Source organism: Demequina sp. NBRC 110053 (assembly GCF_002090095.1).
Taxonomy (GTDB): domain Bacteria; phylum Actinomycetota; class Actinomycetes; order Actinomycetales; family Demequinaceae; genus Demequina.
This window is the reverse complement of record NZ_BBRJ01000002.1, coordinates 766,649-792,599: the sequence shown is the minus strand read 5'-3', so window position 1 is coordinate 792,599 and position 25,951 is coordinate 766,649. Positions and strand designations below refer to the sequence as shown.

At 70.6% G+C, this 25,951-nt stretch carries 25 protein-coding genes; 16 read left to right on the top strand and 9 right to left on the bottom strand.

Annotated elements, in window-relative coordinates; genetic code table 11:
- Window positions 1-507, top strand: a complete 507-nt coding sequence (gene rimI / locus B7K22_RS03685; RefSeq protein WP_084038445.1) for a ribosomal protein S18-alanine N-acetyltransferase — start codon at window positions 1-3, stop codon at window positions 505-507.
- A gap of 1 nt (window position 508) precedes the next feature.
- Here rimI and B7K22_RS03680 read toward each other — a convergent pair whose 3' ends face one another.
- Window positions 509-877: a DUF3817 domain-containing protein gene (locus B7K22_RS03680; RefSeq protein ID WP_200807358.1), complete on the bottom strand. Its 369-nt coding sequence runs from the start codon at window positions 875-877 to the stop codon at window positions 509-511.
- Between the two features lie 56 nt (window positions 878-933).
- On the opposite strand from B7K22_RS03680, the gene tsaD reads away from it, so the two are divergent.
- Together tsaD and B7K22_RS03670 are read left to right on the top strand one after the other, a co-directional pair.
- Window positions 934-1,974, top strand: a complete 1,041-nt coding sequence (gene tsaD / locus B7K22_RS03675; protein WP_234983303.1) for a tRNA (adenosine(37)-N6)-threonylcarbamoyltransferase complex transferase subunit TsaD — start codon at window positions 934-936, stop codon at window positions 1,972-1,974.
- Window positions 1,975-1,981: 7 nt separating this feature from the next.
- Window positions 1,982-3,679 carry a glycoside hydrolase family 3 N-terminal domain-containing protein gene (locus B7K22_RS03670; RefSeq protein ID WP_084038441.1) on the top strand — a complete coding sequence of 566 codons (1,698 nt, stop codon included), beginning with the start codon at window positions 1,982-1,984 and terminating at the stop codon, window positions 3,677-3,679.
- Here B7K22_RS03670 and B7K22_RS03665 read toward each other — a convergent pair.
- Window positions 3,649-4,557 (bottom strand): ArgP/LysG family DNA-binding transcriptional regulator, encoded by a 909-nt coding sequence (locus B7K22_RS03665; RefSeq protein WP_084038439.1) that lies wholly within the window; start codon window positions 4,555-4,557, stop codon window positions 3,649-3,651. The two genes, B7K22_RS03670 and B7K22_RS03665, sit on opposite strands and share 31 nt — an antisense overlap.
- 70 nt (window positions 4,558-4,627) lie before the next feature.
- On the opposite strand from B7K22_RS03665, the gene B7K22_RS03660 reads away from it, so the two are divergent.
- Complete coding sequence (locus B7K22_RS03660) at window positions 4,628-5,293, top strand: LysE/ArgO family amino acid transporter (RefSeq protein ID WP_084038437.1); 666 nt, start codon at window positions 4,628-4,630, stop codon at window positions 5,291-5,293.
- Window positions 5,294-5,305: 12 nt separating this feature from the next.
- Here the strand turns inward: B7K22_RS03660 and B7K22_RS03655 are convergent, their stop codons facing one another.
- Complete coding sequence (locus B7K22_RS03655) at window positions 5,306-6,532, bottom strand: SAM-dependent methyltransferase (RefSeq protein WP_084038435.1); 1,227 nt, start codon at window positions 6,530-6,532, stop codon at window positions 5,306-5,308.
- Between the two features lie 203 nt (window positions 6,533-6,735).
- Between B7K22_RS03655 and groES the strand changes: the two genes are divergently transcribed.
- The gene (gene groES / locus B7K22_RS03650) at window positions 6,736-7,029 is read left to right on the top strand and encodes a co-chaperone GroES (RefSeq protein ID WP_084038433.1); all 294 of its coding nucleotides are present in this window, start codon (window positions 6,736-6,738) and stop codon (window positions 7,027-7,029) included.
- Window positions 7,030-7,104: 75 nt separating this feature from the next.
- On the opposite strand, the gene B7K22_RS03645 is transcribed toward groES, so the two are convergent.
- Window positions 7,105-7,395 carry a WhiB family transcriptional regulator gene (locus tag B7K22_RS03645; RefSeq protein ID WP_084038431.1) on the bottom strand — a complete coding sequence of 97 codons (291 nt, stop codon included), beginning with the start codon at window positions 7,393-7,395 and terminating at the stop codon, window positions 7,105-7,107.
- Window positions 7,396-7,651: 256 nt separating this feature from the next.
- Between B7K22_RS03645 and guaB the strand changes: the two genes are divergently transcribed.
- From guaB to B7K22_RS12320, 4 genes are all read left to right on the top strand, one after another.
- On the top strand, window positions 7,652-9,160 hold the full coding sequence (gene guaB, locus B7K22_RS03640) for an IMP dehydrogenase (RefSeq protein ID WP_084038429.1): 1,509 nt from the start codon (window positions 7,652-7,654) through the stop codon (window positions 9,158-9,160).
- Between the two features lie 37 nt (window positions 9,161-9,197).
- Complete coding sequence (locus B7K22_RS03635; protein WP_084038427.1) at window positions 9,198-9,947, top strand: TSUP family transporter; 750 nt, start codon at window positions 9,198-9,200, stop codon at window positions 9,945-9,947.
- Between the two features lie 99 nt (window positions 9,948-10,046).
- The gene (locus B7K22_RS12325; RefSeq protein WP_234983302.1) at window positions 10,047-11,228 is read left to right on the top strand and encodes a hypothetical protein; all 1,182 of its coding nucleotides are present in this window, start codon (window positions 10,047-10,049) and stop codon (window positions 11,226-11,228) included.
- Complete coding sequence (locus B7K22_RS12320) at window positions 11,225-12,685, top strand: glycosyltransferase (protein WP_234983301.1); 1,461 nt, start codon at window positions 11,225-11,227, stop codon at window positions 12,683-12,685. The genes B7K22_RS12325 and B7K22_RS12320 overlap by 4 nt, the downstream gene beginning before the upstream one ends.
- Before the next feature lie 39 nt (window positions 12,686-12,724).
- Here B7K22_RS12320 and B7K22_RS03625 read toward each other — a convergent pair whose 3' ends face one another.
- Both B7K22_RS03625 and B7K22_RS03620 read right to left on the bottom strand, forming a co-directional pair.
- Window positions 12,725-13,993 carry a Glu/Leu/Phe/Val dehydrogenase gene (locus B7K22_RS03625; RefSeq protein WP_084038423.1) on the bottom strand — a complete coding sequence of 423 codons (1,269 nt, stop codon included), beginning with the start codon at window positions 13,991-13,993 and terminating at the stop codon, window positions 12,725-12,727.
- 40 nt (window positions 13,994-14,033) lie between these two features.
- Window positions 14,034-14,786, bottom strand: a complete 753-nt coding sequence (locus B7K22_RS03620) for an exonuclease domain-containing protein (protein ID WP_084038421.1) — start codon at window positions 14,784-14,786, stop codon at window positions 14,034-14,036.
- Window positions 14,787-14,873: 87 nt separating this feature from the next.
- Here B7K22_RS03620 and B7K22_RS03615 point away from each other — a divergent pair, with 87 nt between their 5' ends.
- Window positions 14,874-16,001, top strand: coding sequence for a GuaB3 family IMP dehydrogenase-related protein (locus B7K22_RS03615; protein ID WP_084038419.1), 1,128 nt, complete (start codon window positions 14,874-14,876; stop codon window positions 15,999-16,001).
- Window positions 16,002-16,073: 72 nt separating this feature from the next.
- Complete coding sequence (locus tag B7K22_RS12015) at window positions 16,074-16,616, top strand: hypothetical protein (protein ID WP_084038418.1); 543 nt, start codon at window positions 16,074-16,076, stop codon at window positions 16,614-16,616.
- Between the two features lie 9 nt (window positions 16,617-16,625).
- On the opposite strand, the gene B7K22_RS03605 is transcribed toward B7K22_RS12015, so the two are convergent.
- A complete protein-coding gene (locus tag B7K22_RS03605) occupies window positions 16,626-18,200 on the bottom strand; it encodes an FAD-dependent oxidoreductase (RefSeq protein WP_234983300.1) in 1,575 nt (524 codons plus the stop codon).
- Window positions 18,201-18,267: 67 nt separating this feature from the next.
- Between B7K22_RS03605 and B7K22_RS03600 the strand changes: the two genes are divergently transcribed.
- Window positions 18,268-18,858 carry a helix-turn-helix domain-containing protein gene (locus tag B7K22_RS03600; RefSeq protein ID WP_084038414.1) on the top strand — a complete coding sequence of 197 codons (591 nt, stop codon included), beginning with the start codon at window positions 18,268-18,270 and terminating at the stop codon, window positions 18,856-18,858.
- A gap of 78 nt (window positions 18,859-18,936) precedes the next feature.
- Here B7K22_RS03600 and B7K22_RS03595 read toward each other — a convergent pair whose 3' ends face one another.
- Together B7K22_RS03595 and B7K22_RS03590 are read right to left on the bottom strand one after the other, a co-directional pair.
- Window positions 18,937-19,347: a hypothetical protein gene (locus tag B7K22_RS03595; RefSeq protein ID WP_144276221.1), complete on the bottom strand. Its 411-nt coding sequence runs from the start codon at window positions 19,345-19,347 to the stop codon at window positions 18,937-18,939.
- 80 nt (window positions 19,348-19,427) lie between these two features.
- Window positions 19,428-21,884, bottom strand: a complete 2,457-nt coding sequence (locus B7K22_RS03590; RefSeq protein WP_084039727.1) for a phosphoketolase — start codon at window positions 21,882-21,884, stop codon at window positions 19,428-19,430.
- A gap of 242 nt (window positions 21,885-22,126) precedes the next feature.
- Between B7K22_RS03590 and B7K22_RS03585 the strand changes: the two genes are divergently transcribed.
- From B7K22_RS03585 to B7K22_RS03570, 4 genes are all read left to right on the top strand, one after another.
- The gene (locus B7K22_RS03585; protein ID WP_084038410.1) at window positions 22,127-22,888 is read left to right on the top strand and encodes an SDR family NAD(P)-dependent oxidoreductase; all 762 of its coding nucleotides are present in this window, start codon (window positions 22,127-22,129) and stop codon (window positions 22,886-22,888) included.
- Between the two features lie 18 nt (window positions 22,889-22,906).
- A complete protein-coding gene (locus B7K22_RS03580) occupies window positions 22,907-23,749 on the top strand; it encodes a helix-turn-helix transcriptional regulator (protein ID WP_371327648.1) in 843 nt (280 codons plus the stop codon).
- A gap of 124 nt (window positions 23,750-23,873) precedes the next feature.
- Window positions 23,874-24,773 (top strand): ABC transporter ATP-binding protein, encoded by a 900-nt coding sequence (locus tag B7K22_RS03575; RefSeq protein ID WP_084038406.1) that lies wholly within the window; start codon window positions 23,874-23,876, stop codon window positions 24,771-24,773.
- A gap of 2 nt (window positions 24,774-24,775) precedes the next feature.
- Window positions 24,776-25,948, top strand: coding sequence for an ABC transporter permease (locus B7K22_RS03570; protein WP_084038404.1), 1,173 nt, complete (start codon window positions 24,776-24,778; stop codon window positions 25,946-25,948).
- The last annotated feature ends 3 nt before the right edge of the window (window positions 25,949-25,951 follow it).

Below are 25,951 nucleotides of genomic sequence, written 5' to 3'. Positions count from 1 at the left end.
ATGGCCGAGCGCAGCGGCGACGACCAGCTCGAACGGGAGGGCGACGGCCAACCCGCGGTCGCATCGGCGCTCATCCGCGACCTCGCGGATGGCGACGTGCCGCGCGTGGCCGCGCTCGAGCAGCAGATCTTCGGACGCTCCGCGTGGTCGCCCGCGCTGATTCGCGAGGAGCTGCTCGTCGGGTTCTCGCGCTGGCGGGGAATCGACCAGGACGGCTCCCTGGCCGCCTATGCCGTCTACGGCTTCGAGGGCGACGCGTTCCACCTCATGAATCTCGCGGTCGCGCCGGAGGCTCGTGGGCGCGGGCTCGCCCGAGCGCTGATGGCGGACCTCCTCGCCGAGGCGGCGAGGCTCGCCGCTCCCGACGTATGGCTCGAGGTCGCCGTCACCAATGGGGCGGCGCTCGCGCTCTACCGAGCGCATGGCTTCGAGGACGTGCGGGTACGCAGGAAGTACTACCAGCCGGAGGGCGTGGACGCGCTGGTCATGCGCCGCGTGGGCGCCTGACTCAGGCGGACGTGGCCGGCTCGGAGGTGCCCAGCCGCTCGCGCCGGCGCAGCCACCGCTCCATCGGGATGGTGGTCAGGGGCGGCACCGCCGCGATCCACGCCACGAGCGTCAGCCCCACGCCCCATCGGAAGCGGATCGCGCAGGCCAGCGCCAGCGCGCAGTAGACGAGGAAGGCCACGCCGTGGAGCGGGCCGAAGACGCTCACGCCCAGATCGGTGACGTCCAGCACATGCTCGAGCAGCATGCCGATCAGGAGGCCCGTCCACGTCACGGCCTCGACCACCGCGATCGCGACGAACGCGCGACCGAGTCGTGAGGCGGGCATCGGCGGGCGTGGGTCGGCGGCGGATCCGAGGCTCGAGGGCATGGCCGTCATTCTCTCGCAGAGCCAGGCGTGCCCACGACCACGGCTACGCTGGTCGCGTGGATCCGTTGGTGCTGGGAATCGAGAGCACGTGCGACGAGACGGGCGTGGCGCTCGTCCAGGGCACGGAGCTGCTGGTGGACGTGACGGCCTCGTCGATGGACGAGCATGCCCGCTTTGGCGGCATCGTGCCCGAGGTCGCCTCGCGGGCGCACCTGGAGGCGTTCATCCCCACGCTCGAGGAGGCGCTCACGCGCGCGGGTCGCACGCTGTCCGACGTGGATGCGGTCGCGGTCGCCGCGGGGCCTGGCCTGGTGGGGTCGCTCACCGTGGGCAATGCTGCCGCCAAGTCCTTGGCGCTCGCGCTCGACCGTCCCCTCTACGGCGTCAACCACGTGATCGGCCATGCTGCCGTGGACGAGCTGGTGCACGGCGAGTTCCCCGACCGCACGATGGCGCTGGTGGTGTCAGGAGGCCATACCTCGCTGCTGCTCATCGACGACGTCGCGACCTCCGTGACCGAGCTGGGACACACGCTCGATGACGCTGCAGGAGAGGCCTTCGACAAGGTGGGACGACTGCTGGGACTGCCCTATCCCGGCGGCCCGCACATCGACCGACTCGCACGCGACGGCGATCCCACGGCGATCCCGTTCCCGCGGGCGCTCACGGCGCCCAAGTTCCAGGACAGGCACGCCTACGACTTCTCATTCTCGGGGCTCAAGACCGCCGTCGCACGATGGGTCGAGCGCGAGCGCGACGCGGGCCGCGAGGTCCCCGTGGCCGACGTCGCGGCGTCTTTCGCCGACGCGGTGGCTGACGTCCTCGTCATGAAGACCCTCAACGCCTGCCGAGAGCACGGCGTCGAGACGCTGGTGATCGGCGGCGGCTTCTCCGCGAACTCCCAGCTGCGCGAGATGGCGGTCGCGCGCGGCGAGGCCGCTGGCATCGACGTGCGGATCCCGCCCATCCGCTACTGCACGGACAACGGCGCGATGATCGCCGCGCTGGGCTCGGCGGTGGCCCGGCGCGAGCTGGCGCCCAGCGCGCTCGGCTACGGCGTCGACTCGTCGATGCCGCTCACCCGCATCCTCGCCTGAGGCGCCGGTGACTCCCGTCGTGCGCGCCGCGGTGGCGCTGGGTGCCGTCGTGGCCGTGACGGCCGCGATCGTCGCCCCGGCTCTGCTGCACCCGCGCACAGGCGAGCCGGGAGTGGGCGCAACCAGCACATCGGCTCCATCCGATCCCGACGGACGGCGCGAGGTGACGGCTCCCATCTCCGGGCCCGACCGAGCGTGGGGACCGAGCGACGTCGAGTGGCGGCGCGCGCTCGCGGACGCCCAGGCGCTCTCCCTCGAGCAGGCGGCTGGTCTCGTGATCGTCCCGCGCTGGTCGAGTCCGGATGCCGATGCGGCCGCCCGCTTCATGGCCGCCGGGAAGTTCGGCGGTCTCATCGTGATGGGTAGCGCAGTCGACTCGGCCGCTCAGGTGCGCGCCCTGACGAACGCGATCTCGCGTGCATCCGTGCACCCGTGGGACGCGATCGTCAGCGTCGACCAGGAGGGCGGCACCGTGGCGCGGCTGGCAGGGCTGGTGCCCGACCTGCCCGCCTTCATGGCCGCCGGGGCTGCTCACGATCCCGCGGAGGTCTCGCACGTCTACGCGCAGGCCGCGGTCGACATGCGCGGGCTGGGCTTCTCCATGAACTTCGCGCCGGTCGCAGACATGACGATCGGCCCGGCGGATCCGACCATCGGCACGCGCTCGGCGGGCGATCAGGTCGATGACGTCTCCGCGACCGTCGAGGCCGCGGTGGACGGCTACCTCGCCGGCGGGGTGGTGCCCGTGATCAAGCACTTCCCTGGCCACGGCTCCGTCACCACCGACTCGCATCTGGGCCTGCCCGTGCAACGTGCGAGCGTCGCCGCGCTCGAGAAGCGCGACATCGCACCCTTCGCCCACGCCGTCGACGCCGGTGCGCCGGCGCTGATGATGGCTCATATCGCGGTCGCCGAGTGGGGCGCGTCGCCGGCGACGCTCGAGCCCGCCGCGTACGCGTATGTGCGCGGCGAGCTGGGCTTCGACGGACTCCTGATCACCGACGCCCTCGACATGGGGGCGATCACGCAGACGCACGACCCTGGCGAGGCGAGCGTCAAGGCTCTCGCCGCCGGCGCGGACGTGCTGCTCATGCCCGCCGATCCCATCGCCGCGCGGGACGCCGTGGTCGCGGCCGTATCCTCGGGCGACGTGCCGCGGGAGCGGCTGGACGAGGCAGCCGCCAGGCTCATCGCCCTGCAACGCTGGCAGGACGGGCTCGGCCCGCTCGTCGACACTGGCGAGAACTACGGGCGCGAGCTGGCGGTCGCCGGCGCCACCGTGGCGGCCCGCGAGTGCGCCCCTCCTCTCGTGGCGGCGCCCGCGCTGGTCACCGGGGGCACGACCGCCCAGCGCGAGCAGGTCGCCCGCGGGCTCGCTGCGGCCGGCATCGAGGCGACTGCCGGGCGGCGCGGCTCCAAAGGCTCCGACTCTGATGCAACGCCCGATCCGGCGCCAGAGCCGGAGACCGTGATCGCTCTGGTCGGCCCTGGCGCCGATGTGCCCGACGCGGAGGTGCTGGTCGCGCTGGGAGCGCCGTGGGTCCTCGAACGCGGTGACGCGGACGTCTTCGTCGCGCTGTACGGGCGCTCCGACGATGCGCTGGCTGGGCTGGTCGACGTCCTCACCGGAGCACGGGATCCGGGAGGCTCCTGGCCGGTCGCCGTCGATCTGCCCTACGCCGTGTGCGGCGCTGAGGAGACCTGACGCCCTGGCGTCGCCGCGAGCTCGGCGCGAGCGGCGGCCACGAGAGCGTCCGCGACCGCCCGGAGGCTCGTCGACGCCAGTCGCCACTGCTGCCAATGCAGCGGCACGTCGATCGTCGGGCCGCCGAGGTCGACCAGGTCCGCGCCGTCAGGGTTGGCCGAGACGAGCATGCCCCAGCCCATGCCGAGCGCGATGGCCTGCGCGAACTCCGAGGACGAGGGCACCTGGTGGCGAGGCGGAGCAAGGTCGCCTGACCACGATCGCAGCCACCGTGTCTGCAGGTCGTCGCTGCCATCGAAGTCCACGACCGGCGCCGCGGCGAGAGCGTCGACGGTCACGCCTGCCGGCATCCATCGGGCCATGTAGTCGCGAGTGGCGAAGGCGCGGTAGGACATGGACCCGAGCCCGGTGACGGTGCACCCCGGCACGGGCCGGGAGCGCGTGGTGATGGCGGCCAGCACCTCGCCACGTGCCAGGAGGTCTGCCGTGCGCGCCTCGTCCTCGCGGAGGAGCTCGACCGTGATCGAGAGCTGCGCGCAGGCCTGGGCGAGCGGGGGGAGCAGCCACGTGGACAGCGAGTCGGCATTGACGGCGAGTCGCAGCGGTGCGGAGGCCGCCGTATCGAGGCCCAGCCCGTGCGCGAGGTCCTCGTCGAGGTGCTCGAGCTGGCGCGCGTACCGGATGACGGCCTCTCCTGAGGGCGTCGCTCGCACCGGCCGCGACCTGACGAGCAGCACCTGTCCGGTGAGGCGCTCGAGGGCGGCGATGCGCTGGCTCACCGCCGACTGGGTGAGGTGCAGGGCGCGCGCGGCCGCCTCGAGGGACCCGGTGTCGACGGCGGCGGCGAGGGTGAGGGCGAGATCCGGGGACACCTTCATATCAGCAAGGCTAATGGAGCGTGAGGTTCCCTTGCTGGTGCTTCACATCGGATCCTCCTAGCGTGGATGCATGATCTTCCTGTCCGGCCTAGGTCTCGGGCTCTCGCTCATCATCGCCATCGGCGCCCAGAACGTCTTCGTCCTGCGTCAGGGACTGCGGCGCGAGCACGTGGGCGTGGTGGTTGTCATCTGCGCGCTGTCCGACGCCGTGCTGATCGCCGCGGGAACGGCCGGCCTCGGAGCCTTCGTCGTCTCGCATTCGTGGATCGCCGGCGCGGCGCGTGTCGCAGGTGCGGCGTTCCTCCTGGGCTATGCGGTGGTCGCTGCCCGCCGCGCTTGGCGCCCACCCGATGGCGCGCTCGAGCCGGAAGCAGGCGCGGGCGGCGCTGAGGCTGCTGCCGTCGGCGCGCCGGGCCCGGCCTCCGCCGGCGTGGTCGCCGTGCGCGCCGCGACCGTGGCGTCGGTCGCTACCACGGCGCTCGCCCTCACGTGGCTCAACCCCCATGTGTACCTCGACGCCGTCCTGCTGCTCGGCACGGTCGCAGCGACGCAGGCCGCACCATGGGTCTTCGCCGCCGGCGCGATGACGGGCTCGATCGTGTGGTTCGCTGGCCTGGGCTTCGGCGCCCGGCTGCTCTCTGGCGTGCTCGCGCGCCCCGGCGCCTGGCGCGTGCTCGACGGCGCCATCGCCGCCATCATGGCTGGACTCGCGGTGACACTGCTGCTCGGGCTGTGAGCATCGGGTACGTCAGGAGGGGCCGCTGCGCCGACTCGTGGGGTGGGCCGCCTCGTGGGCGGGCCTGCGGTGGTGCGGCTCGGCGAGCAGCGCCAGGCGGCGGTCGCCGATGCGCGTGAGGATCACGGTGATGCGCCCGTCACCGCGCAGCCTCAGCTGGGGGCGCAGCTGTTCTGGGGTGATGTCGACGCCGCGCTTCTTGATGTCGACGGTGCCGATCCCGCGCTCGCGCAGCGCGCCCGCGAGCGACTTCACCTTGAACGGCAGGGCCTCGACCACTCGATAGCCGCGGGCGAAGGGCGTCTCGACCGCCGCGTCTGTTGCGAGGTACGCGATGGTCGGATCCACCAGACGGGCGCCCAGGCGCTGCGCGAGCTCGCCCACGAGTCCAGCGCGGATCACGGCGCCGTCGGGCTCGTAGAGGTGCTCGCCCAGGTCGCCTGCCGCGGCTCGATCGGTCGACCCGGTGAGCCGGTGCGCGCCAGCGGAGTCGATCACGAGCGCCGCGTGCCCGGCGGTGGTGGCGAGCGGTCCGCACCACAAGCCGGCCTCGACCACGGCCCCTTCCACGCTCACCCACTCGGCCTCGGCGTCCTCGGGCACCGCCTCGTGCGGGATGGCGGGGCCTACCTTGACGCCGAGCGCGGGGACGCGCTCGCGCAGCGCGAGCACCGCGTCCAGGGCGGGGGAGTAGTCGCGCGGGTCGTGGCGCCTGCCGCGCGCCGTCCGACGCGCCGGATCCGCGAAGATGCCGTCCACGTCGAGCGCATGCGCGACGTCCATCGCGTCCGCGTGCACCACGCGGGCGTCGTCCCAGTGACGGAGATTGTGGTCCGCGAACAGTGCCGTCGCCTCGTCGCGCTCACAGGCCGTGACACCGAGGCCCAGCGCCGCGGCCGCCATCGCGTCGGCGCCGATCCCACACGTCAGGTCAGCGATCCTGTGGGCACCCGCCGCGCGGAAGCGCTGCGCGTGGAGCGCTGCCACCTGCAGCCGCGTCGCCTGCTCGAGTCCCGCCTGGGTGAGGAGCATCCCGGCGGCGAAGTCGCCGAACTTCGCCCGCGCATCGGCTCTCAGCCGCGACTGGGTGAGGACGGCGGCCACGAGCTCAGGGGCGATGCCGCCGGCCCGCAGCTCACGCCCCACGCGCTCAGCCTCCGATGGCGAGTAGGGCGGCAGGGCGTCGAGCAGTGAGAGGCCCTCGGGAGAGGCCAGCGCGCGGGCCATCACGACGTCCATGGGGCGATCCTTTCACGGGCCTCCTTCACGCTGCGCGAACCGTCTGGTGTCGGTTAGCACTCGCTGGGTGTGAGTGCTAAATTGGGCAGTGCTCCGAACGGAGTGCGCGGCACTCGCCTGACGCTCTGACCCCCGCGACGGCAGGGCGTGAGACGGTCGCGATCCACGTGTAGAACTTGGATGAATGGAAGGTGAGGTCCGCAGTGTCGGTCTCTATCAAGCCTCTTGAGGACAAGGTCGTGGTGAAGCCGGCAGCAGCCGAGCAGACCACCGCCTCCGGCCTCGTGATCCCGGAAACCGCCAAGGAGAAGCCCCAGGAGGGCGAGGTCCTCGCGGTGGGTCCGGGTCGCGTCGACGACAACGGCAACCGCATCCCGCTGGACGTCGCGGTGGGTGACAAGGTCATCTACAGCAAGTACGGCGGCACCGAGGTCAAGTACGGCGGCGAGGATCTGCTGATCCTCTCGGCGCGCGACCTGCTGGGCGTGGTCGGCTGATCGCAGCCCCAGAATGCGGCGAAGGCCCCGGAGATCGTTCTCCGGGGCCTTCGTGCGTCTGAGGTGCGGCGGTCGTCAGCTCGCCTTCTTCAGGCGTCCCGCGAGCATCGCGTGGCGCTCGTCCTCGCTCATGCCTCCCCACACTCCGAAGGGCTCGCGAGCCATGAGGGAGCGCTCCCGACATGTCTCGAGCACCGGGCACTGCTCGCAGTACTGCTTGGCCGCTTCGGCCCGCCGACGTCGCGCCGCGCCGCGCTCGCCCTCGGGGTGGAAGAACAGGTCGGGGTCTGCATCCCGGCATGCTCCGTCGTACTGCCATTCCCACTGATCCTGCGTCGGTGCCGGAAGCTTCGCTACCGAATCCATCGCGCCCCCATTCTTGGTGTTGGGAAACGGTTCAGGCTCTCCATTGAGCCCGACCTCGGGTGGTACACCTCACCGTATTCCGGACATATCGGATAGGTCAACAGTCGATAACATCCGTCGTACAGATTGTGCACTCCTCCATTCATACCTGGAAGTTCAGTCGATGGGAAGGCCCTTCTTCGCGGCTTCACCGGGCCGTCATCGGGCCGTCAGCGGCGCGTTCCGCGCCCGCGTCGAAGTTCCGTAGAATCGTCGAATGGCGCCCGTTGACAACGACCCCTTCAGCTTCACCGGACTCACCTACGACGACGTCCTGCTCCTGCCGGGCCAGTCCGACGTCATCCCGTCCGAGGTCGACACGTCGACGCGACTGACGCGCGACATCCGCATCTCGATCCCGCTCCTGAGCGCCGCGATGGACACCGTGACGGAGGCGCGCATGGCGATCGCCATGGCGCGCCAGGGCGGCATCGGCGTCCTCCACCGCAACCTGTCGATCGAGGACCAGGCGCATCAGGTGCAGATCGTGAAGCGCTCGGAGTCCGGCATGATCTCCGACCCCGTCACCGTGGGGCCGGACGCGACGCTCGCCGAGCTCGACGCGCTGTGCGGGAAGTATCGGGTCTCCGGCCTGCCCGTGGTCGACGAGGACCGCACCCTGCTGGGCATCATCACCAACCGCGACCTGCGGTTCATCGACCATAAGGACTTCGAGTCGCGGCGCGTGCGCGAGGCGATGACGCCCATGCCGCTCGTCACCGGGCGCGAGGGCATGCCCAATGCCGAGGCGTCCGCGCTGCTCGGCCAGCACAAGATCGAGAAGCTGCCCCTCGTCGATGAGCACGGCAGGCTGACCGGCCTGATCACGGTCAAGGACTTCGTCAAGTCCGAGCAGTACCCCAAGGCCACCAAGGATGAGCACGGCAGGCTGCGCGTCGCGGCCGCCGTCGGGTTCTTCGGAGATGCGTGGGAGCGAGCGGTGGCACTTGTCGAGGCCGGGGTGGACGCTCTCGTGGTCGACACGGCGCACGGGCACGCCCAGGCGATGATCGACATGATCCGGCGCCTCAAGACGGACCCGACCACGTCGCACGTGCAGGTCATCGGCGGCAACGTCGCGACCCGCGAGGGCGCGCAGGCGCTCGTCGACGCCGGCGTCGACGCGGTCAAGGTGGGCGTCGGGCCGGGATCCATCTGCACCACGCGCGTGGTCGCTGGCGTGGGCGTGCCCCAGGTGACGGCGGTCTACGAGGCCGCCAAGGCGGCCGCGCCCGCCGGCGTGCCCGTCATCGCGGACGGCGGCCTCCAGTACTCGGGAGACATCGCGAAGGCGCTCGTCGCGGGCGCCGAGTCCGTGATGCTCGGCTCCCTCTTCGCCGGCTGCGCCGAGGCGCCCGGCGACCTGGTGCTCGTGGGCGGCAAGCAGTTCAAGCTCTACCGCGGCATGGGGTCCATGGGCGCCATGGCGTCCCGGGGCCGGGTGTCCTACTCGAAGGACCGGTACTTCCAGTCCGACGCACCCAGCGACGACGACATCATCCCCGAGGGCATCGAAGGACGGGTGCCGTTCAAGGGCTCGCTGCACGACGTCTCGCGCCAGCTCGTCGGCGGCCTGGGCCAGTCCATGTTCTACGTGGGAGCGCGGACCATCGACGAGCTGCGCTCGAAGGGGAAGTTCGTGCGGATCACGCCCGCGGGGCTCAAGGAGTCGCACCCCCACGACATCCAGATGACGGTCGAGGCGCCCAACTACTCGGGTCGCTGACCGGCGCGCCGCCGGCACCATGGACAGGCGCTGACGCGTGGAGATCACCTGGCAGCTGCTCGCGGTCCTCGCACTCGTCGCGCTCGTCGCCGGATGCCTCGACACCCTCGCGGGCGGTGGTGGGCTGCTGACGGTGCCGGCGCTGCTGCTCGCTGGCGTGCCGCCGCTCCAGGCGCTGGGCACCAACAAGCTGCAGGCTCCCGCCGGGACGGGCATGGCGACCTACCAGGTGCTGCGCAAGCACGGGGTCCGATGGCGCGACGTTCGCTGGCCCATGCTGTGGGCGTTCCTCGGCTCCATCGCGGGGTCGATCGCGATCCTGTTCGCGTCGCCGGACGCGCTCGAGATCGTCATTCCCGTGGTGCTCGCCGTCATCGCGGCCTACTTCCTGTTCGTCCCCCGCGCGCATCACCCTCCGGCTCGGCCGCGCATGTCGGATCCGGCCTATGAGGCGACCGTGGTGCCGGCGATCGGCGCGTACGACGGCGCCTTCGGCCCCGGCACCGGGTCCCTGTTCGCGCTCTCCGGCGTCGCGCTGCGCGCTCTCCCGCTCAGGCGTTCCACCGCCATCGCGAAGACCCTGAACTTCGCCACCAACGTCGCGTCGCTGATCGTGTTCGCGTTCGCCGGCAAGGTGGTGTGGGTCATCGGCGGCGTGATGATCGTCGGGCAGCTCATCGGCGCGTACATCGGCTCCCACATCCTGCTGCGGGTGAACCCGCTCGTGCTGCGGGTCCTCATCGTCGTGGTGTCGCTCACGATGCTGTGGCGCGTGCTCGTCGCCTGACGCAGGATCGTGGCGGGGCGTGGCGCGCGCGTGCCCACTTGGTCACACCGATCCCCCCTGGCAGTTGCGCCGCGCGAACCCGGTGCCATGATGGTCGATATGTCCCTCCCGAGTCCCGCGCACGCGCTCGACGCGGCGCGGCCGTCTCGGCGGGAGGGCTTGGGTCGGGGCCCCCTCCCGAAGTATCCGGCCTCGCGCCTTGCGCGGTGGGCCCTGCGGCTCGCCTTCGCGGTGCCCTTCCTGGTGATCTCGGCAGCCCTCGCCGCCGACCCGGAGGAGTACTTCTCCACCGCGACTCCGAACGCCGCTCTCGTGGACCAGGTGTCGGCCCTCTCGGCGGCTCCGGCCGACGTGGACATCCTGGTGCGGCTGTACCCGCCCGTGACGAGCGTGACCGCGCTCCTCGTGCCCGGCGGTGCGGTCGGGCTCGCGATCGTCGGCTCGCTCATCGCCGGCTTCTTCCTGCAGCGTGTCCTCGAATGGCTGCGCCGGCAGGACTACGGGTGGCCGGAGCGCGTGGTGCTGCTGCTCATGCTGGGTGCCACGCCGCTGTTCGCAGCCAACGTGACGACCAACCTCGAGATCACTCTGGCGCTCGCGCTCTTCGGGCTAGGGCTCGTCGACGTGGTCCGCTTCATCGTCTTCGCCAACACCCAGGCGGGCTTCCGCGCGGGCATCCTCTTCGCGCTCGCCGCGCTCTCCGCGCCGGCGTTCCTGTTCTCCATCGTGATCGCTGGCTGCGTGGTGCCGTTCCTCGTGCACTCCCGTCGCGGCGCGAGGCTCGCGAACGCCTTCGTCATCGTCTTCCCGACCGTCGCTGCCTTCGGGGCCGTGTCGGTCCTGGGGCTCGTGTTCCGCTCCGACCTGCTCTTCGTGTTCGGCGGGCAGGGCCTGCAGTTCGATCTCGAGCGCGCTCTGCTCGTGCGAGACGTGCTCACCGGGCCGTGGGGCTGGCTCTACTTCGCTCCCGCCGTGGCCGGGGTGGCCTTCGCGCTCGCAGTCCGGCGCCCTCTGCTCGCGCTCATGCCGCCGCTCGTCACGGCGTCGATCCTTCTCTCCGTCGTGCTGGGCGCGACGCCGAGCGGCTCTGCGGGAGTGACGTTCCTGCTGCTCCTCACGATCGGCATCGCGTTGCTTCCTCGGCGCCCGCGAGGCGGCTACCTGGCGCTGGTCATAGGACTGGCCGTGAGCCAGGCCGTGGTCGCGTGGGTGACGGCGTTCGTGCTGTACCCGGCGTCGCAGGACTGGATGGACGCCCTCGCGAGGGGGTGGCCGTCGTGAGCCGGATCCGCACCGCCTCGGCGGACGTCGCGCACGAGGCCACGTACGGACTGTGGGAGCGCGACCCGCGGCTGTCTGCGCGGGTGGTGGTGCTGCGCTCCCAGAAGATCGTGCTCGCCGTCGCGCTCATCGCCTTCGTGGTGGCGCTGGTGATCGCTCCTGTCGGCACGATCATCGCGGTCCTCGGCGTCTCGAGCGTGGTCTTCCTGGCGTCGACGGCGTTCAAGTTCTGGGTGTCTCTCCGGGGGGCGCGCTACGACCTGGTGGACCACATCGATCCAGCGGAGATCGAGGCGCTGGAGGACAGCGAGCTGCCGGTCTACACCGTGCTCGTGCCCGTCTTCCGCGAGGCGAACATCGTGCATCGGCTCGTCACGAACCTCGGAGCGCTCGACTATCCGACCGACAAGCTCGAGGTGCTGATCCTCGTCGAGGGGGAGGACGATGAGACCCGCGATGCGATCGAGGCGTCCGGAACCCCCGACTACATGACGGTGGTCGTGGTGCCGCGGGGCAAGCCCCAGACCAAGCCGCGCGCGTGCAACGTGGGGCTCGCCATGTGCACGGGCGAGTTCGTGGTGATCTACGACGCCGAGGACGCACCCGACCCGCTGCAGCTCAAGAAGTCCTTCCTCGCGTTCCGCCATGCCGGTGAGCGCACCGCCGTGATGCAGGCCCAGCTCAACTACTTCAACGCGCGCGAGAACCTGCTGACGCGCATGTTCACGCTCGAGTACTCCTACTGGTTCGACTACATGCTGCCCGGGCTCGACGTCGACACCCTTCCCATCCCCTTGGGCGGCACGTCGAACCACTTCCGCACGAGCATGCTCAGGGAGCTGGGCGGGTGGGATCCCTTCAACGTGACCGAGGACGCCGACCTGGGCATCCGCGCCGGCGCGCTCGGCTATCGCGTGGGCATCGTCGACTCCGTGACGTGGGAGGAGGCCAACACCTCGATCCCGAACTTCATCCGCCAGCGCAGCCGCTGGATCAAGGGCTACATGCAGACCTCGCTGGTGCACGCGCGGTCGCCTCGGCGACTGGTGCGCGAGCTGGGGTGGCGGCGCGTCTGGGGCTTCGCGCTGCTGATCGGGGGCACGCCGCTGACCTTCCTCGGGGTGCTGCCCTTCATGGTGATCACCGTCGTGACGTGGTTGACGCCCGAGGAGTTCTTCGATGCCTACTTCCCGCCGGCTGTGCTGGCAGTCTGCCTGCTCAACTTCCTCATCGGCAATGGCCTGATCATCTACCTCAACATGATGGGACCGTTCAAGCGCGGCGCCTTCTGGCTGGTGCCGTGGGCCCTGCTCAACCCGCTGTACTGGGTGCTCCACTCGATCGCCGCGTACAAGGGGCTGGGTCAGCTCATCGTCCGGCCCCACTACTGGGAGAAGACCGAGCACGGGCTGAGCGCGCACGAGGGGCCGGAGCCTGCGCGCACCTCGGCTGGCTGAGCCCTGCCCCTGCGCCGCCCGAGCTTGGGGTGCGGCGGATCAGGGATACAGTCCGCGCAGCTCGTGCGCCTCGATCACGCGCCTCACCGCGAGGGCCGTCGCGGCCTGACGATAGGAGAGGCCGTGGACGCCCGAGTAGTCGACCACGTCGTGCCACGACCGCGTCATGCGCTCCTCGAGCTTGTCATTGACCTCGCGCTCCGACCATCGGTATGCCTGATTGGACTGCACCCACTCGAAGTAGGACACGATGACACCGCCCGCGTTGGCGAGGATGTCGGGCACGATCAGCACGTCCATGTCCGCGAGGATCGCGTCCGCCGCGCTCGTGGTGGGACCGTTCGCACCCTCGACGAGGATGCGCGCCCTGACGTCAGCGGCGTTGTCTGCGGTGATGACGCCCTCGACCGCAGCGGGGACCAGCACGTCGACGTCGAGGGTCACGAGGCCGCCGGCGTCCATCGCCTCGGCTCCGTCGAAACCCACCACGGTGCCATGCTCGTCCACGTGGTCGCCCAGGCGGGCGATGTCCAGTCCCGCCTCCGACCACACGGCGCCGTCGACGTCGCTGACGGCCTGCACGCGCACGCCGGCCTCGGCCAGCAGGCGTGCCGCGCCGCGTCCCACCTTGCCGAACCCCTGCACGGCAGCCGATGCGCCGGTCGGGTCCAGCCCTCGGCTCGCCATCGCCATGAGCGCCACATGGGCGACGCCGCGTGACGTCGCCATCGCGCGACCGAGCGAGCCACCCAGGCTGATGGGCTTGCCCGTCACCACCCCGGTGACGGTGAAGCCCTTCGACGCCGAGTAGGTGTCCATGATCCACGCCATCGTGCGCTCATCGGTGCCGATGTCGGGCGCCGGGATGTCCACCTCGGGCCCGATGATCGGCAGGATCTCGGAGGTATAGCGACGGGTGACGCGCTCGAGCTCCGCGAGCGAGTGGTCACGGGGCTCGATCGCGACGCCGCCCTTGGCGCCGCCATAGGGCACGTCGACCAGCGCGCACTTCCAGCTCATCCACATCGCGAGGGCACGCACCTCGTCGAGGTCGACGGCGGTCGAGAACCTGAGCCCACCCTTCGCGGGGCCGCGCGAGAAGTTGTGCTGCACGCGAAAGCCCTCGTAGGTCGCGATGGTGCCGTCATCCCTGCGCAGCGGCACCGATACCGCCATCTCCCGGCGGCTCGTCGCGAGCATGCGGTGGGTGCCGGCGTCCACGCCCAGGTGCTCGATCGCCTCCGCCAGCTGAGCGCGCGCATCGGCGAGGGGACCCGCCGCCGGGGGAGGGGGTGCCTCAGCGGACATGTGACCTCGTCATCATGTCCTCACGCTAACGCCGCGCGGCTCAGAACAGCGACTCGGACGTGGTCGCGCCTCGCGCAGGCTGGACCTGAGTGCTCGCCACCGGCCACTCGGGACGCGGCAGGTCCTCGGTGCGTCCGCGGGAGGTCAGCCACGCGGCGAAGCCCACGGCCCAGTCTCGGTGCGCGGCCACCTGCTGGTCGTGCAGGGCATCGAGCTCGACCGTCCCGATGGTCGGGTAGGCGGCGGCGAGCGCGTGCACCAGGTCGAGGGTCGCGAGCACATCGGCATCCGCAGCATGGAGGTCGTCCGCGACCACCGGCACGGCGTAGAGGGTGCACAGGTCGATGAGCTTGCGCTTGCCCTTGCGGTAGCGATCGAGGTGGCGGTCGAGCACGTACGGATCGACGATAGGGCGCACTCCCTGGGGAACGCGCGACGCGAGCGACGCGCGCCCATGGCGCTCGAGCTCGGCCTCGACGATGGACAGGTCGAACTGGACGTTGAAGCCCACGACGGGGATGCCGGCGGCCAGCGCCTCCGCGAGCACCGTCGCGATCTCCTCGAGCGCATCGGCTGGCCGCATCCCCTCCGCGCGCGCCAGCTCCGTGGTGATGCCGTGGACGGCGGTCGCGCCGGCCGGGATCTCGACTCCTGGATCGATGAGCCACGTGCGGGTCCGCACCTGGTCACCCGACCTCGTGATGATCGCCGCCGTCACGATCCGATCGTTCTCGGTGGAGATGCCCGTGGTCTCGGTGTCGAAGCCCACCATGGTCTCGTCTAGCCAGGTCATGGTGACACTCTCCCACGCGAGGCTGACAGCGCACGCTCCGTGACGGAGCCCGGCGCCCGCTGGGGCCTGGGCCGATAGGCTGTCCCGGTGAGCAACGAGATCGAGATCGGGCGCGGCAAGCGCGGACGGCGCGCATACTCCTTCGACGACGTCGCCGTGGTGCCGTCACGGCGCACGCGTGCTCCCGAGCAGGTGAGCCTGTCCTGGCAGATCGACGCCTTCCAGTTCGACATCCCGGTGATCGCTGCGCCCATGGACTCGGTGATGAGCCCCGCGACGGCCATCGAGCTCGGCCGCCTGGGCGGCCTCGGCGTGCTCGACCTCGAGGGCCTGTGGACTCGCTACGAGGACCCGGAGCCTCTTCTCAAGCAGATCGCCGGCTTCGACGCCGCGGACGCGACCGGACGCCTCCAGGAGATCTACCGCGAGCCCATCAAGGACGAGCTGATCGCGGCCCGTCTCCAGCAGATCCGCGCCGCGGGCGTGCCGGTCGCCGGCGCCCTGAGCCCGCAGCGCACGCAGGAGCACTACGAGACGGTCCTCAAGGCCGGCGTGGACCTGTTCGTGATCCGCGGCACGACGGTGAGCGCGGAGCACGTCTCCGGCGACGCCGAGGCGCTCAACCTCAAGAAGTTCATCTATGACCTCGACGTGCCCGTCATCGTGGGCGGAGCGTCCACGTACCAGGCGGCGCTGCACCTCATGCGCACCGGCGCCGCCGGCGTGCTCGTGGGCTTCGGAGGCGGCTCGGCCCAGCGCACCCGCACCACGCTCGGCATCCACGCGCCGATGGCCACGGCCGTGTCAGACGTCGCCGCGGCGCGCCGCGACTACCTGGACGAGTCCGGCGGCCGCTACGTGCATGTGATCGCTGACGGCGGCCTCGGCAAGGCGGGGGACCTGGTGAAGGCGTTCGCGTGCGGGGCCGATGCGGTCATGCTGGGCGCCGCTCTCGCGCGTTCCTCGCAGGCGCCCGGCAAAGGCTTCCATTGGGGTCAGGAGGCCTACCACGCCGAGCTGCCGCGCGGCGAGCGCGTCGAGGTGGGCACGACCGGCACCCTCGAGGAGATCATCCAGGGACCCGGCCACCGGGCGGATGGCACCACCAACATCATGGGAGCGCTGCGCCGGTCGATGGCGACCACGGGCTACTCGGACCTCAAGGAGTTCCAGCGCGTGGACGTGGTGGTCTCGCCGTACCACCCCGGCTCGTGACGCGCGGGACCGCGTGCGGTGTCGGGCACCGCTGCTAGGTTGGCGGCACCGACAACTCCTGAGGGGGACCCCATGACCTCACGCGGCACGCAGCGCCCCGCTGCCGTCGTCCGTTCACTGTCCGCCGCCGCGCTCGTCGCAGCGGTGGCTCTGGCGGGCTGCTCATCGCCCTCCGATCCGGAGGAGGCCGTCGCTCCCACGGTCGATGCGGCGGCCGCGGAGAGCTCGACCGTTCCCGACGAGACGGCGGATACTGCGCCCGAGACGGACCCCGCGGAGGAGTCCTCGCCGTCGGAGGCCCTCGAGGCCTACGTGCAGCTCGAGCGCGACCAGCTCGAGGCGATGTCGGAGTCGCTCGACGTGCTCTACTCGGACATCACGGTGACCGCCGTGCCGCCCGCCACCGTCGAGTACTCGTACACGTTCGCTGACGAGGTCGACCCCGAGGTGTTCTCCCAGACCCAGGACGCGACGATCGAGACGATCGAGACGCTCGTGACGTCCGCGGTGTTCCCTGCGTTGGAGGCGGCAGGCGTCGAAGGGCAGAAGTCGGCCGTCTACATCTACCGCAACGCGGACGGCACCGAGATCTGGAGCCACACCATCACGGAGTAGCCAGGGCCATCATCGTCGGCGAGCCAGCACCACGCCGTCGGTGAGGTGGCCTGCGCGCCCGTCGGGGCCGATGGCCTCTCGCTCGACCTCCTCGACTCGCACCTCATCCCAGTCGGCGTCGTCGAGCGCCAGTGCGTCGGCCTCTTCGCGGGCGCTCATGAACGTGTGGTGGCGCACGTGCTCGGGGTCCGCCCACGGCGGTGCAGCCGCATGGGTCACGACGAGAAGGTGGCCGCCTGGCCGGACCGCGGCCGATGCGCGTCGCAGTATCGCCGTCCTGTCGAGGTGGACGGGCGAGTGGAAGAACGATGCGGTGACGAGGTCGTAGTGGCCGTCCGGCTCCCACTCCGCCAGGTCCTGGGCGAGGAAGGCTGCGGAGCCCGCGCCCGCATCGGCGGCCGCCTGTCGCGCGCGCTCGATCGCTGTGGCCGAGATGTCGAGCCCTGTGGCATCCCAGCCCTTCTGGGCGAGATGGATGACGTCGGCGCCCTCACCGCACCCGAGGTCGAGCGAGCGGCCCGGTTCCAGGCCGGCCACCGCATCGGCGAGGGTGGCGTTCACCTGGCCCGACCATGCGGGACCGTCGCCCTCGTAGCGCGCCTCCCAGAAATCGGCGGGAGCCTGCTCGGGCCAGGCGCGGCGGGCGATCTCGGCACGGTCGAAGTCCTCGCCCACCAGGAATCCGTTGATGTGCGCGCCGGCCCACGCCCCGGCGCTCGCGGCCATCGGAACGTTGGCCATGGGCTGGACGACGTTGCCAGCCGCCCACACGCGGGGGTGGCTCGTCGCGCCGGAGTCGTCGACCTGGATGAAGCTCATGCCGAACATGTCGGCGCGTTCGAGCCCCAGGGGCGAGACGGCGTCGTCGTGCGGTGCGGGAGCGCCGCCGGCGAACAGCGCGTCGAGGGGGACGACGCGGCCGTCTGCGGTGAGGACATCCTCGACGCTCCGCCCGGCGCCGCGGACCTCGGCGACGGCGCTGTCGACGATGTCGACGCCGCGGGAGGCCAGGCGCGTGCGGTCCGCATCCTCGATCTCCACGCCGGCCTGCAGGAAGACGGTGACGGACTCGCTCAGCTGGCGCAGCATGAAGGCCAGGTGCACCTGTGCCGGAGCCGCGACCACGACACCGATCCGGGTGTCGCGCACCTCCCAGCCGTGACAGTAGGGGCAGTGGAAGACCGATGCGCCCCAGCGCTCCGCGAGGCCCGGCACGTCGGGCAGCTGGTCGGTGATGCCGGTCGCGAGCAGCAGCGCGCGGGTGCGCTCTGTCCCGTCCGGCGTGGTGACCACGAGGACGTCGTCCTCGTCGGCGACGTGGGTCACGGAGGCGTTGCGCACCTCGACGCCGTACGGCTCGAGCTCCCGCCGCCCGATCTCGAGGAGCTCGGCGGGGCTGCGGCCGTCATGGCCCAGGACCCCATGCATGTGCGACGCGAAGCGGTTGCGCGGACTCCCGGCGTCGACGACGAGCGTGCGCCGCTTCGAGCGCCCGAGCATCTGCGCGGCCGACAGTCCGGCGGCGCCGCCGCCGACGATGATGGCGTCCCAGGGGACCTCCATGGAGGCGTGGTGATGTGTCATGTGACGAGACTGCGCCTTCCCGATGCTGATGTGCAAGTCATCTTGCAGAATATGCAAGGCTGGAGCGATGGATGAGCTGTCGCAGGTCGGTCCGCGGCTGCGAGCCGCGCGGCAGGCGCGTGGGTGGACGCTCGAGGACCTCGCGACGCGCGCCTCGGTGTCCGCGAGCACGCTGTCGCGGCTCGAGTCCGGCAAGCGCCAGGCCACGCTCGAGCTGCTGCTGCCGCTGACGCGGCAGCTGGGGATCAGGGTGGATGATCTGCTCCCGCCGGCGGACCGCGACCCCCGCGTGCGGCGGGCGCCGATCAGGCGCGGCGGCCTGGTGATGGTGCCGCTCGCGCCGGAGTCGTCGACGCTGCGCGCCTACCGGATCACGTACCCGCCTGTCGCCGAGACACCTGCCCCGCGCGTGCACGACGGGCACGAGTGGCTCTATGTGCTGTCGGGAGAACTGCGGCTGCACCTCGGTGAGCAGGAGCTGCTGCTGACGGCAGGAGAGGCGGCGGAGTTCGACACCCGCGTGCCGCACGCGATGAGCGCCGCACGCGGCCGTCCCGCAGAGGTGCTGTCGATCTTCAACGAGGCCGGCGAGCGGATGCACACCCACGTGGGGGAGGACCCCCTGGGCGTGGCTGTCGCGCAAGGCGGGGCCGACTAGGACAGGACTTTCGTCGAGGTCGCCTGACAGCCCATGCCCAGCCAGGTCGCGCACCGGCTCGCCGCACGGCCCTAGGGTTCACGTGTCGCGGTCGGGCGAGCTCAGCGTGAACAGCATCTCATCCGGCCGGATGACCCAGCCGTCGTACCAGGCGGCGGTGATGTCGAAGCTCACCTCACGATCCGCGAGCGCCTCGTCCCCTGCCCGGACCCAGATCCCGGCGGCCTCCGTGCCGTCTGGCCACATCGCATGGCACGAGAAGATCAGTGGCCAGGTGGGAGCGTGCGAGGGCGAGAGGGCGATGGGCGAGGCGATGAAGCTCGGGTAGCGCAGGTCGGGATTGCGCTGACGAACTCGGACGTCGGGTCCGACCACGGCGCTGTCTCCCGTTCGGTCGTTCCAGGCGTCGACCCACGAGGCGAGCAGCTGCACCTCCGTCGGGGTGGGCGCGAACCATACCAACGCGCTCGCGGGCTCTCGTGATGGCATGTGCCGATCGTAGGGTGTGCTGCCGGTGCTCCCCGGCCGCGGGCGCCGCGCATGTCCGCCCGAACCCGCGCAGCGGCGCCCTAGTCGTTGTCACCGCCCGTGGACTGCGTGCCCTGCATCGCCTGCCTGGTGCTCTCGTCCGCATCCGGCCACACCCAGTCGCGGACCACGGGGATGTCCGTGCCGTGCTCGCGCGCGTACCTGCGCGCCGCGAGACGCCGGTCATGCATGTCCTGACGCAGCGACGCGGCGCGCGAGCCGAGGTGCGGCACGCGGTCGATGACGTCCATGACCAGGTGGTAGCGGTCGATGTCGTTCATCATCGCCATGTCGAATGGCGTGGTGGTGGTGCCCTCCTCCTTGTATCCGCGCACGTGGATGTTCTGGTGACCGTTGCGCCGGTACGTGAGGCGATGGATGAGCCACGGGTAGCCGTGGTAGTTGAAGATGATCGGCTTGTTCGTGGTGAACAGGTGGTCGAACTCCCGCTCGGGAAGACCGTGGGGGTGCTCCTCGTCGGGCTGCAGCCGCATGAGATCCACGACGTTGATCATGCGCACCTTCAGATCCGGCAGCTCCTGGCGCAGGATGTCGACCGCCGCGAGCACCTCGATCGTGGGCACGTCCCCCGCGGCCGCGAGCACCACGTCCGGCTCCTCGCCCAGCGGCACGGAGGAGGCGAAGTCCCAGATTCCCAGGCCTCGCGTGCAGTGGTCGATCGCCTCCTCCATCGTCAGCCACTGCGCCTGCGGCTGCTTGCCCGCGATGACCACGTTGACGTAGTCGCGCGAACGCAGGCAGTGGTCGTAGGTCGACAGCAGCGTGTTCGCGTCCGGCGGCAGGTACACCCGCACGATCTCCGCCTTCTTGTTGACTACGTGGTCGATGAAGCCCGGGTCCTGGTGGGAGAAGCCGTTGTGATCCTGGCGCCACACATGGCTGGACAGCAGGTAGTTCAGGGACGCGATGGGCAGCCGCCATGGCAGCTCGCGCGACACCTTGAGCCACTTCGCGTGCTGGTTGAACATCGAGTCGATGATGTGGACGAACGCCTCGTAGGACGTGAACAGGCCGTGGCGACCGGTGAGGAGGTAGCCCTCGAGCCAGCCCTGGCACTGATGCTCTGACAGCATCTCCAGCACGCGGCCGCTGGGACCCGTATGGGTGCCATCGTCCTCACGCTCGCCCTCCCACACCTTCGACGTGACCTCGAGCACCGCCTGGAGACGGTTCGAGGCGAGCTCGTCCGGGGCGAAGATGCGGAAGTTGTCGGGGTTCATCTCGACCACGGACCGCAGCATCTCGCCCAACTGCTTGGTCGCCTCGGCAGGACCGGAGCCTGGGCTCGGCACGTCCACGGCGAAGTCGCGGAAGTCCGGCATCCGCAGATCCCGCAGCACGGAGCCGCCGTTCGCGTGCGGCGAGGCGGACATGCGCAGGTGACCCTGGGGTGCGATCTCGATGGTCTCGGGCTTCAGTGCGCCGTCCTCGTCGAACAGCTCGTGAGGGCGGTACGACCTCAGCCAGTCCTCGAGGACCTGCAGATGCTCATCGGTGTCGCGGGCGCTCGACAGCGGCACCTGGTGGGCACGCCATGATCCCTCGGTCTTCTCGCCGTCGATCTCGGCGGGGCAGGTCCAGCCCTTCGGCGTACGGAACACGATCATGGGCCACAGGGGGCGCTCGATGTCCGGGTCGTCCGCGGCCTCAGCCTTGATCGCGGCGATCTCGTCCATCACGTCGTCGAGCAGCGCCGCGAACCGACCATGGATCGACTCGTGGGACTCATCGTCGAAGCCAGCGGTGAACACGTGCGGCTTGTGGCCGTAGCCCCGCATCAGGGCGTCCAGCTCATCCTCGCCGATGCGCGCCAGAAGCGTGGGATTCGCGATCTTGTAGCCGTTCAGGTGCAGGATCGGCAGCACGACGCCGTCGGTGACGGGGTGCACGAACTTGTTCGAGTGCCAGCCGGTCGCCAACGCGCCCGTCTCCGCCTCGCCGTCGCCCACGATCGTGGCCACGAGCAGGTCGGGGTTGTCGAAGGCGGCGCCATACGCGTGGGACAGGGAGTAGCCCAGCTCGCCGCCCTCGTGAATCGATCCTGGCGTCTCCGGGGCCACGTGGGACGGCACGCCGCCGGGGAACGAGAATCGCTTGCACAGCTTCTGGACGCCGGCCTCGTCGTAGGTGATGTCCTGATAGGTCTCGGTGTAGGTGCCATCCAGGTAGCTGGAGGCGATCAGCCCGGGCCCCCCGTGGCCGGGGCCGATCACGTACATCGTCTCCTGCTGGCGCGCCTTGATCATGCGGTTGAGGTGTGCGTACAGGAAGTTCAGGCCAGGGGTGGTGCCCCAGTGGCCCACGAGGCGCGGCTTGACGTGGTCGCGGTGCAGCGGCTCGCGCAGCAGCGGGTTGTCCAGCAGGTAGATCTGCCCGACGCTCAGGTAGTTCGTGGCGCGCCACCAGCGGTCGACCGCGCCGATCTCGTCGGGCGACGCCGCGTCGCTCGTACGTGTGCGCCAAGCCGTGCCCGTCATGCTGACCTCCGTGCTGTCGCTGGTCGTCCCAGCATTGCACCGGTCGCGCCGATGCGCGAGGTCGAGGGTCGCGACCGTCATCCGACGTTCACTCGAGTCGGGCGAGACGCGACCTGCGATGCCGGCCGGCCCGCGCATCGGCCCTCATCCTGGCCTTCCCGATCCCTGGTTGCACGCGGCCTTCATCGGGCACGCTGGGCGCGGCACGGTGGAGTCATCCATCCACGATGCAAGGAGACGCCATGATCACTCGACCCCTCGCCCTCGTCACCGGCGGCAGCCGGGGCCTCGGCCGCTCGACCACGCTCGCCCTGGCTCGCCAGGGAGCCGATGCGATCATCACGTTCCGCTCGGGAGAGGCGGACGCCGCACGGGTGGTCGAGGAGGCCGGCGAGCTGGGCGCGACCGTCGCCGCGTTCCAGCTCGATGTCGGGGATCCGGATGCGATCGCCGCACTCGGCCGGGACCTCCCGGAGATCGCGCGCGACGCCTGCGGTCGCGAGCAGCTCGACTACCTGGTCAACAACGCGGGCCACGGCGCCGTGACAGCGCTGGGCCACACCGACGCGGAGACACTGGACGGCCTCTACGCCGTCCACTTCCGCGGGCCCTTCCTGCTGACGCAGGCCGTCGCGCCCCTGCTGGCCGACGGCGGGGCGATCGTCAACCTGTCCACCGGCCTCGCTCGCTTCTCGTCGCCGGGCTACTCGGCCTACGGATCTCTCAAGGCCGGGCTCGAGCACCTCACTCGGTACTGGGCGGCGGAGCTGGGCCCGCGTGGCATTCGCGTCAACGCGGTCGCGCCCGGCGCCATCGCCACGGACTTCGCTGGCGGAAAGAACAGGGACGACGAGCAGTCCCGGGCCTTCGTGGCCTCGTCCACCGCGATGGGAAGGGTGGGCGAGCCCGAGGACATCGGCCCCCTCATCGCCTCCCTGCTGACCGGACCCACCGGATGGGTCACGGGCCAGAGGATCGAGGCATCCGGCGGGATGCGGCTCTAGGAGGGTAGAAAGGGGCGCATGACTGGCATGGATCGCGGGCAGCTCGCCGACCTTCTGCGCACTCGCCGTGAGGCGCTCGCGCCGGAGGACGTGGGGCTGCCACGCGGTCCGCGCCGGCGCACTGCCGGGCTGCGGCGCGAGGAGGTCGCGGCGCTCGCGCAGATGTCCGTCGACTACTACACGCGGCTTGAGCAGGGGCGCGGGCCGCAGCCGAGCGAGCCGATGCTCGCCGCCATCTCCAGGGCTCTGCGGCTGTCGCTCGACGAGCGCGACCACCTGTTCCGGCTCGCGGGCCACGGCACGCCATCGCGATCCGTCCGTCTGGATCACATCTCACCTGGCCTCATGCGGGTGCTCGACCGCCTGCAGGACACCCCGGCGCAGGTGATGAACGTCCTCGGCGAGACCCTCGTGCAGACGGCGGCCGCCGTGGCGATGCTGGGCGACCAGGTCGGGCTGGACGGTCTCGAGCGCAACGCGACGTACCGATTCTTCGCGACGCCGGGGGCGCGCGAGATCTATCCCGAGGGTGACCGGGACCACCTCGCCAGGACGTTCGCCTCGGACCTGCGCGAGTCGCTCGCACGCTTCCCCGATGAGAAGCGGCTCAGGGACGTGGTCGATGCGCTCCTCGAGCGCAGCGATGAGTTCGCGGCGATCTGGTCCCGTCACGAGGTCGGACGCCATCACGACCAGAAGCGCCTGCTGCATCCCGAGGTCGGCATCATCGACGTCCACTGCCAGCACCTGCACGACCCCTCGCAGCTGCAGACGCTGCTGGTGTTCACAGCGACGCCGGGATCGCCGAGCGCGGAGAAGCTGGCGTTCCTCGACGCGATCGGGCGCCAGCGCGTGGGCTGACGGGATGGGCCCGTCTCGACACGAGCAGCGTGGCCCGATGCGCTCCTCCGCGTGGAGGATGGCGGTCTGCCAGGACGTTCCTTAGGGTGGTGCGGGACCGCCCCGCAACGCAGGAGGAGCCCGCGTGACCACGCTCGAGATCGATGGCCTCACCAAGTCCTATGGAACGGTGAAGGCACTGCAGGACGTCTCGTTCGACGTGCCGGGAGGCGAGCTGTTCGGGTTCGTCGGCTCGAACGGCGCCGGCAAGACCACCACCATGCGCATCATCCTGGGGGTGCTCCGGCCCGACGGTGGAGCGGTCCGATGGAACGGGGCTCCCGTCGACCTCGCCGTGCGCCGACGCATCGGCTACATGCCCGAGGAGCGTGGGCTCTATCCGCGCATGAAGGTCGGCGAGCAGCTGGTCTACCTCGCGCGCCTGCATGGATTGAGCCAGGCCGATGCGGTCGCTGCCATGGAGCAGTGGACCGACACTCTCGGCGTGGCCGAGAGGCGTGGCGACGAGGTCGAGAAGCTCTCCTTGGGCAACCAGCAGCGGGTGCAGCTCGCATCGGCGCTCGTGCACGACCCCGACATCCTGGTCCTCGACGAGCCGTTCTCGGGGCTCGACCCCGTGGCGGTCGGCGTCATGAGCGACGTGCTGCGCGCGCAGGCGGAGCGCGGCGTTCCCGTGATCTTCTCCTCGCATCAGCTCGAGCTCGTGGAGCGGCTGTGCGACCGCGTGGGCATCGTGAGGTCGGGGCGACTGGTCGCCAACGGCACCATCGACCAGCTCCGAGCGACGGATCGCGCCGCCTGGACGCTGGCCATGTCAGGCGGGGAGCCTCAAGCGCCGGCGGGCGTGACGCTCACGGCCGACGGGCCGGGTCGCTGGCGCGTCGACGCGGAGTCCGCGGAGGTCGGCCAAGCCGTCCTCGCGTCGGCCGTCGCGTCCGGAACGGTCACCGAGTTCACGCCCGTCCGGCCGTCCTTGACCGACCTGTTCCGAGACGTGGTCTCCGAGACCGAGGAGGTGGCGTGAGCATGGTGTGGCTGATCGCCAAGCGGGAGTTCCGCACGCGCACGCTGTCGAAGGCGAACATCATCTCGAGCTCGATCATGATCGTGCTGATCGTGGCCGCCGCGATGATCCTGAAGCCGTTCCTGACCGGGGACGACGAGCCTGCGCTCGTCGAGGTCGACACGGCCACGGCCGAGCTGATCCCCTACCTCGAGAGCTCGGCCCAGGCGCAGGACGCGAACTACGCCTTCGAGGAGACCGACGTCTCGCCTCCGGCCGCCGATGGCGAGATGCCCGACGGCGTCCACGCTCTCGTCGCGGGCGAGCCCATCTCTCCCGAGCTCTACCTCGGTGGCGGGGACGAGACGCTCTCACGCCTCGTCGGCGGCGCCTCCCAGGCGGTCGCGTTGGACGCCGAGGTCAGCGCGCTCGGCGGCGACCCCGCCGTGGTGGGCGAGTCGCTCGCGGCCGCCGAGCCGACCGTGACGATGGTCGGCGACACCAGCGAGTTCGACGGTGGCACGTTCTTCGCCGGCCTCGTCGTCATCGTCGTGCTGTTCGTGATCCTCATCCAGAGCGCGTCCGTGATCATGATGGGCGTGGTCGAGGAGAAGTCCTCGCGGGTGGTCGAGATCCTGCTCGCGACGGTGCGACCGGCGACGCTGCTGGGAGGCAAGGTGCTGGGCGTGGGGTTGTACGCGCTCGTCCAGGCAGCCTCGATGGTCGTGCCGCTGCTGTTCGCCGCGTGGTATCTCGACCTGCTGTCGACGCTCGAGATCGAGATGGGGCCGCTGTTGGTCAACTTCGCCGTGTGGTTCGTCCTCGGCTTCGCCGTGTTCACGGTGTTCTTCGGCGGGCTCGCGGCGCTCGTGTCGCGTCAGGAGGACATCGGGGCGGTCACCACGCCCATGATGCTGCTCATGATGGTGCCGCTCTATCTCGCGATCTACCTGGTGCCCAACAACCCTGACGGGATGATCACGCAGGTGCTGACCTACGTCCCGTTCTTCGCGCCGTTCCTGGTGCCCATGCGCGCGGCCTTTGGCGAGATCACGACCGCTGAGGTGGCGATCTCCATCGTCATCTGCGTGATCTCCATCCCGGTCCTGACGTGGATCGCCGGACGGGTCTACGCGGGCGCAGTGCTCAACACCGGCGGCCGCATGAAGCTGCGCGACGCGCTCAGGCAGGGCTGAGCG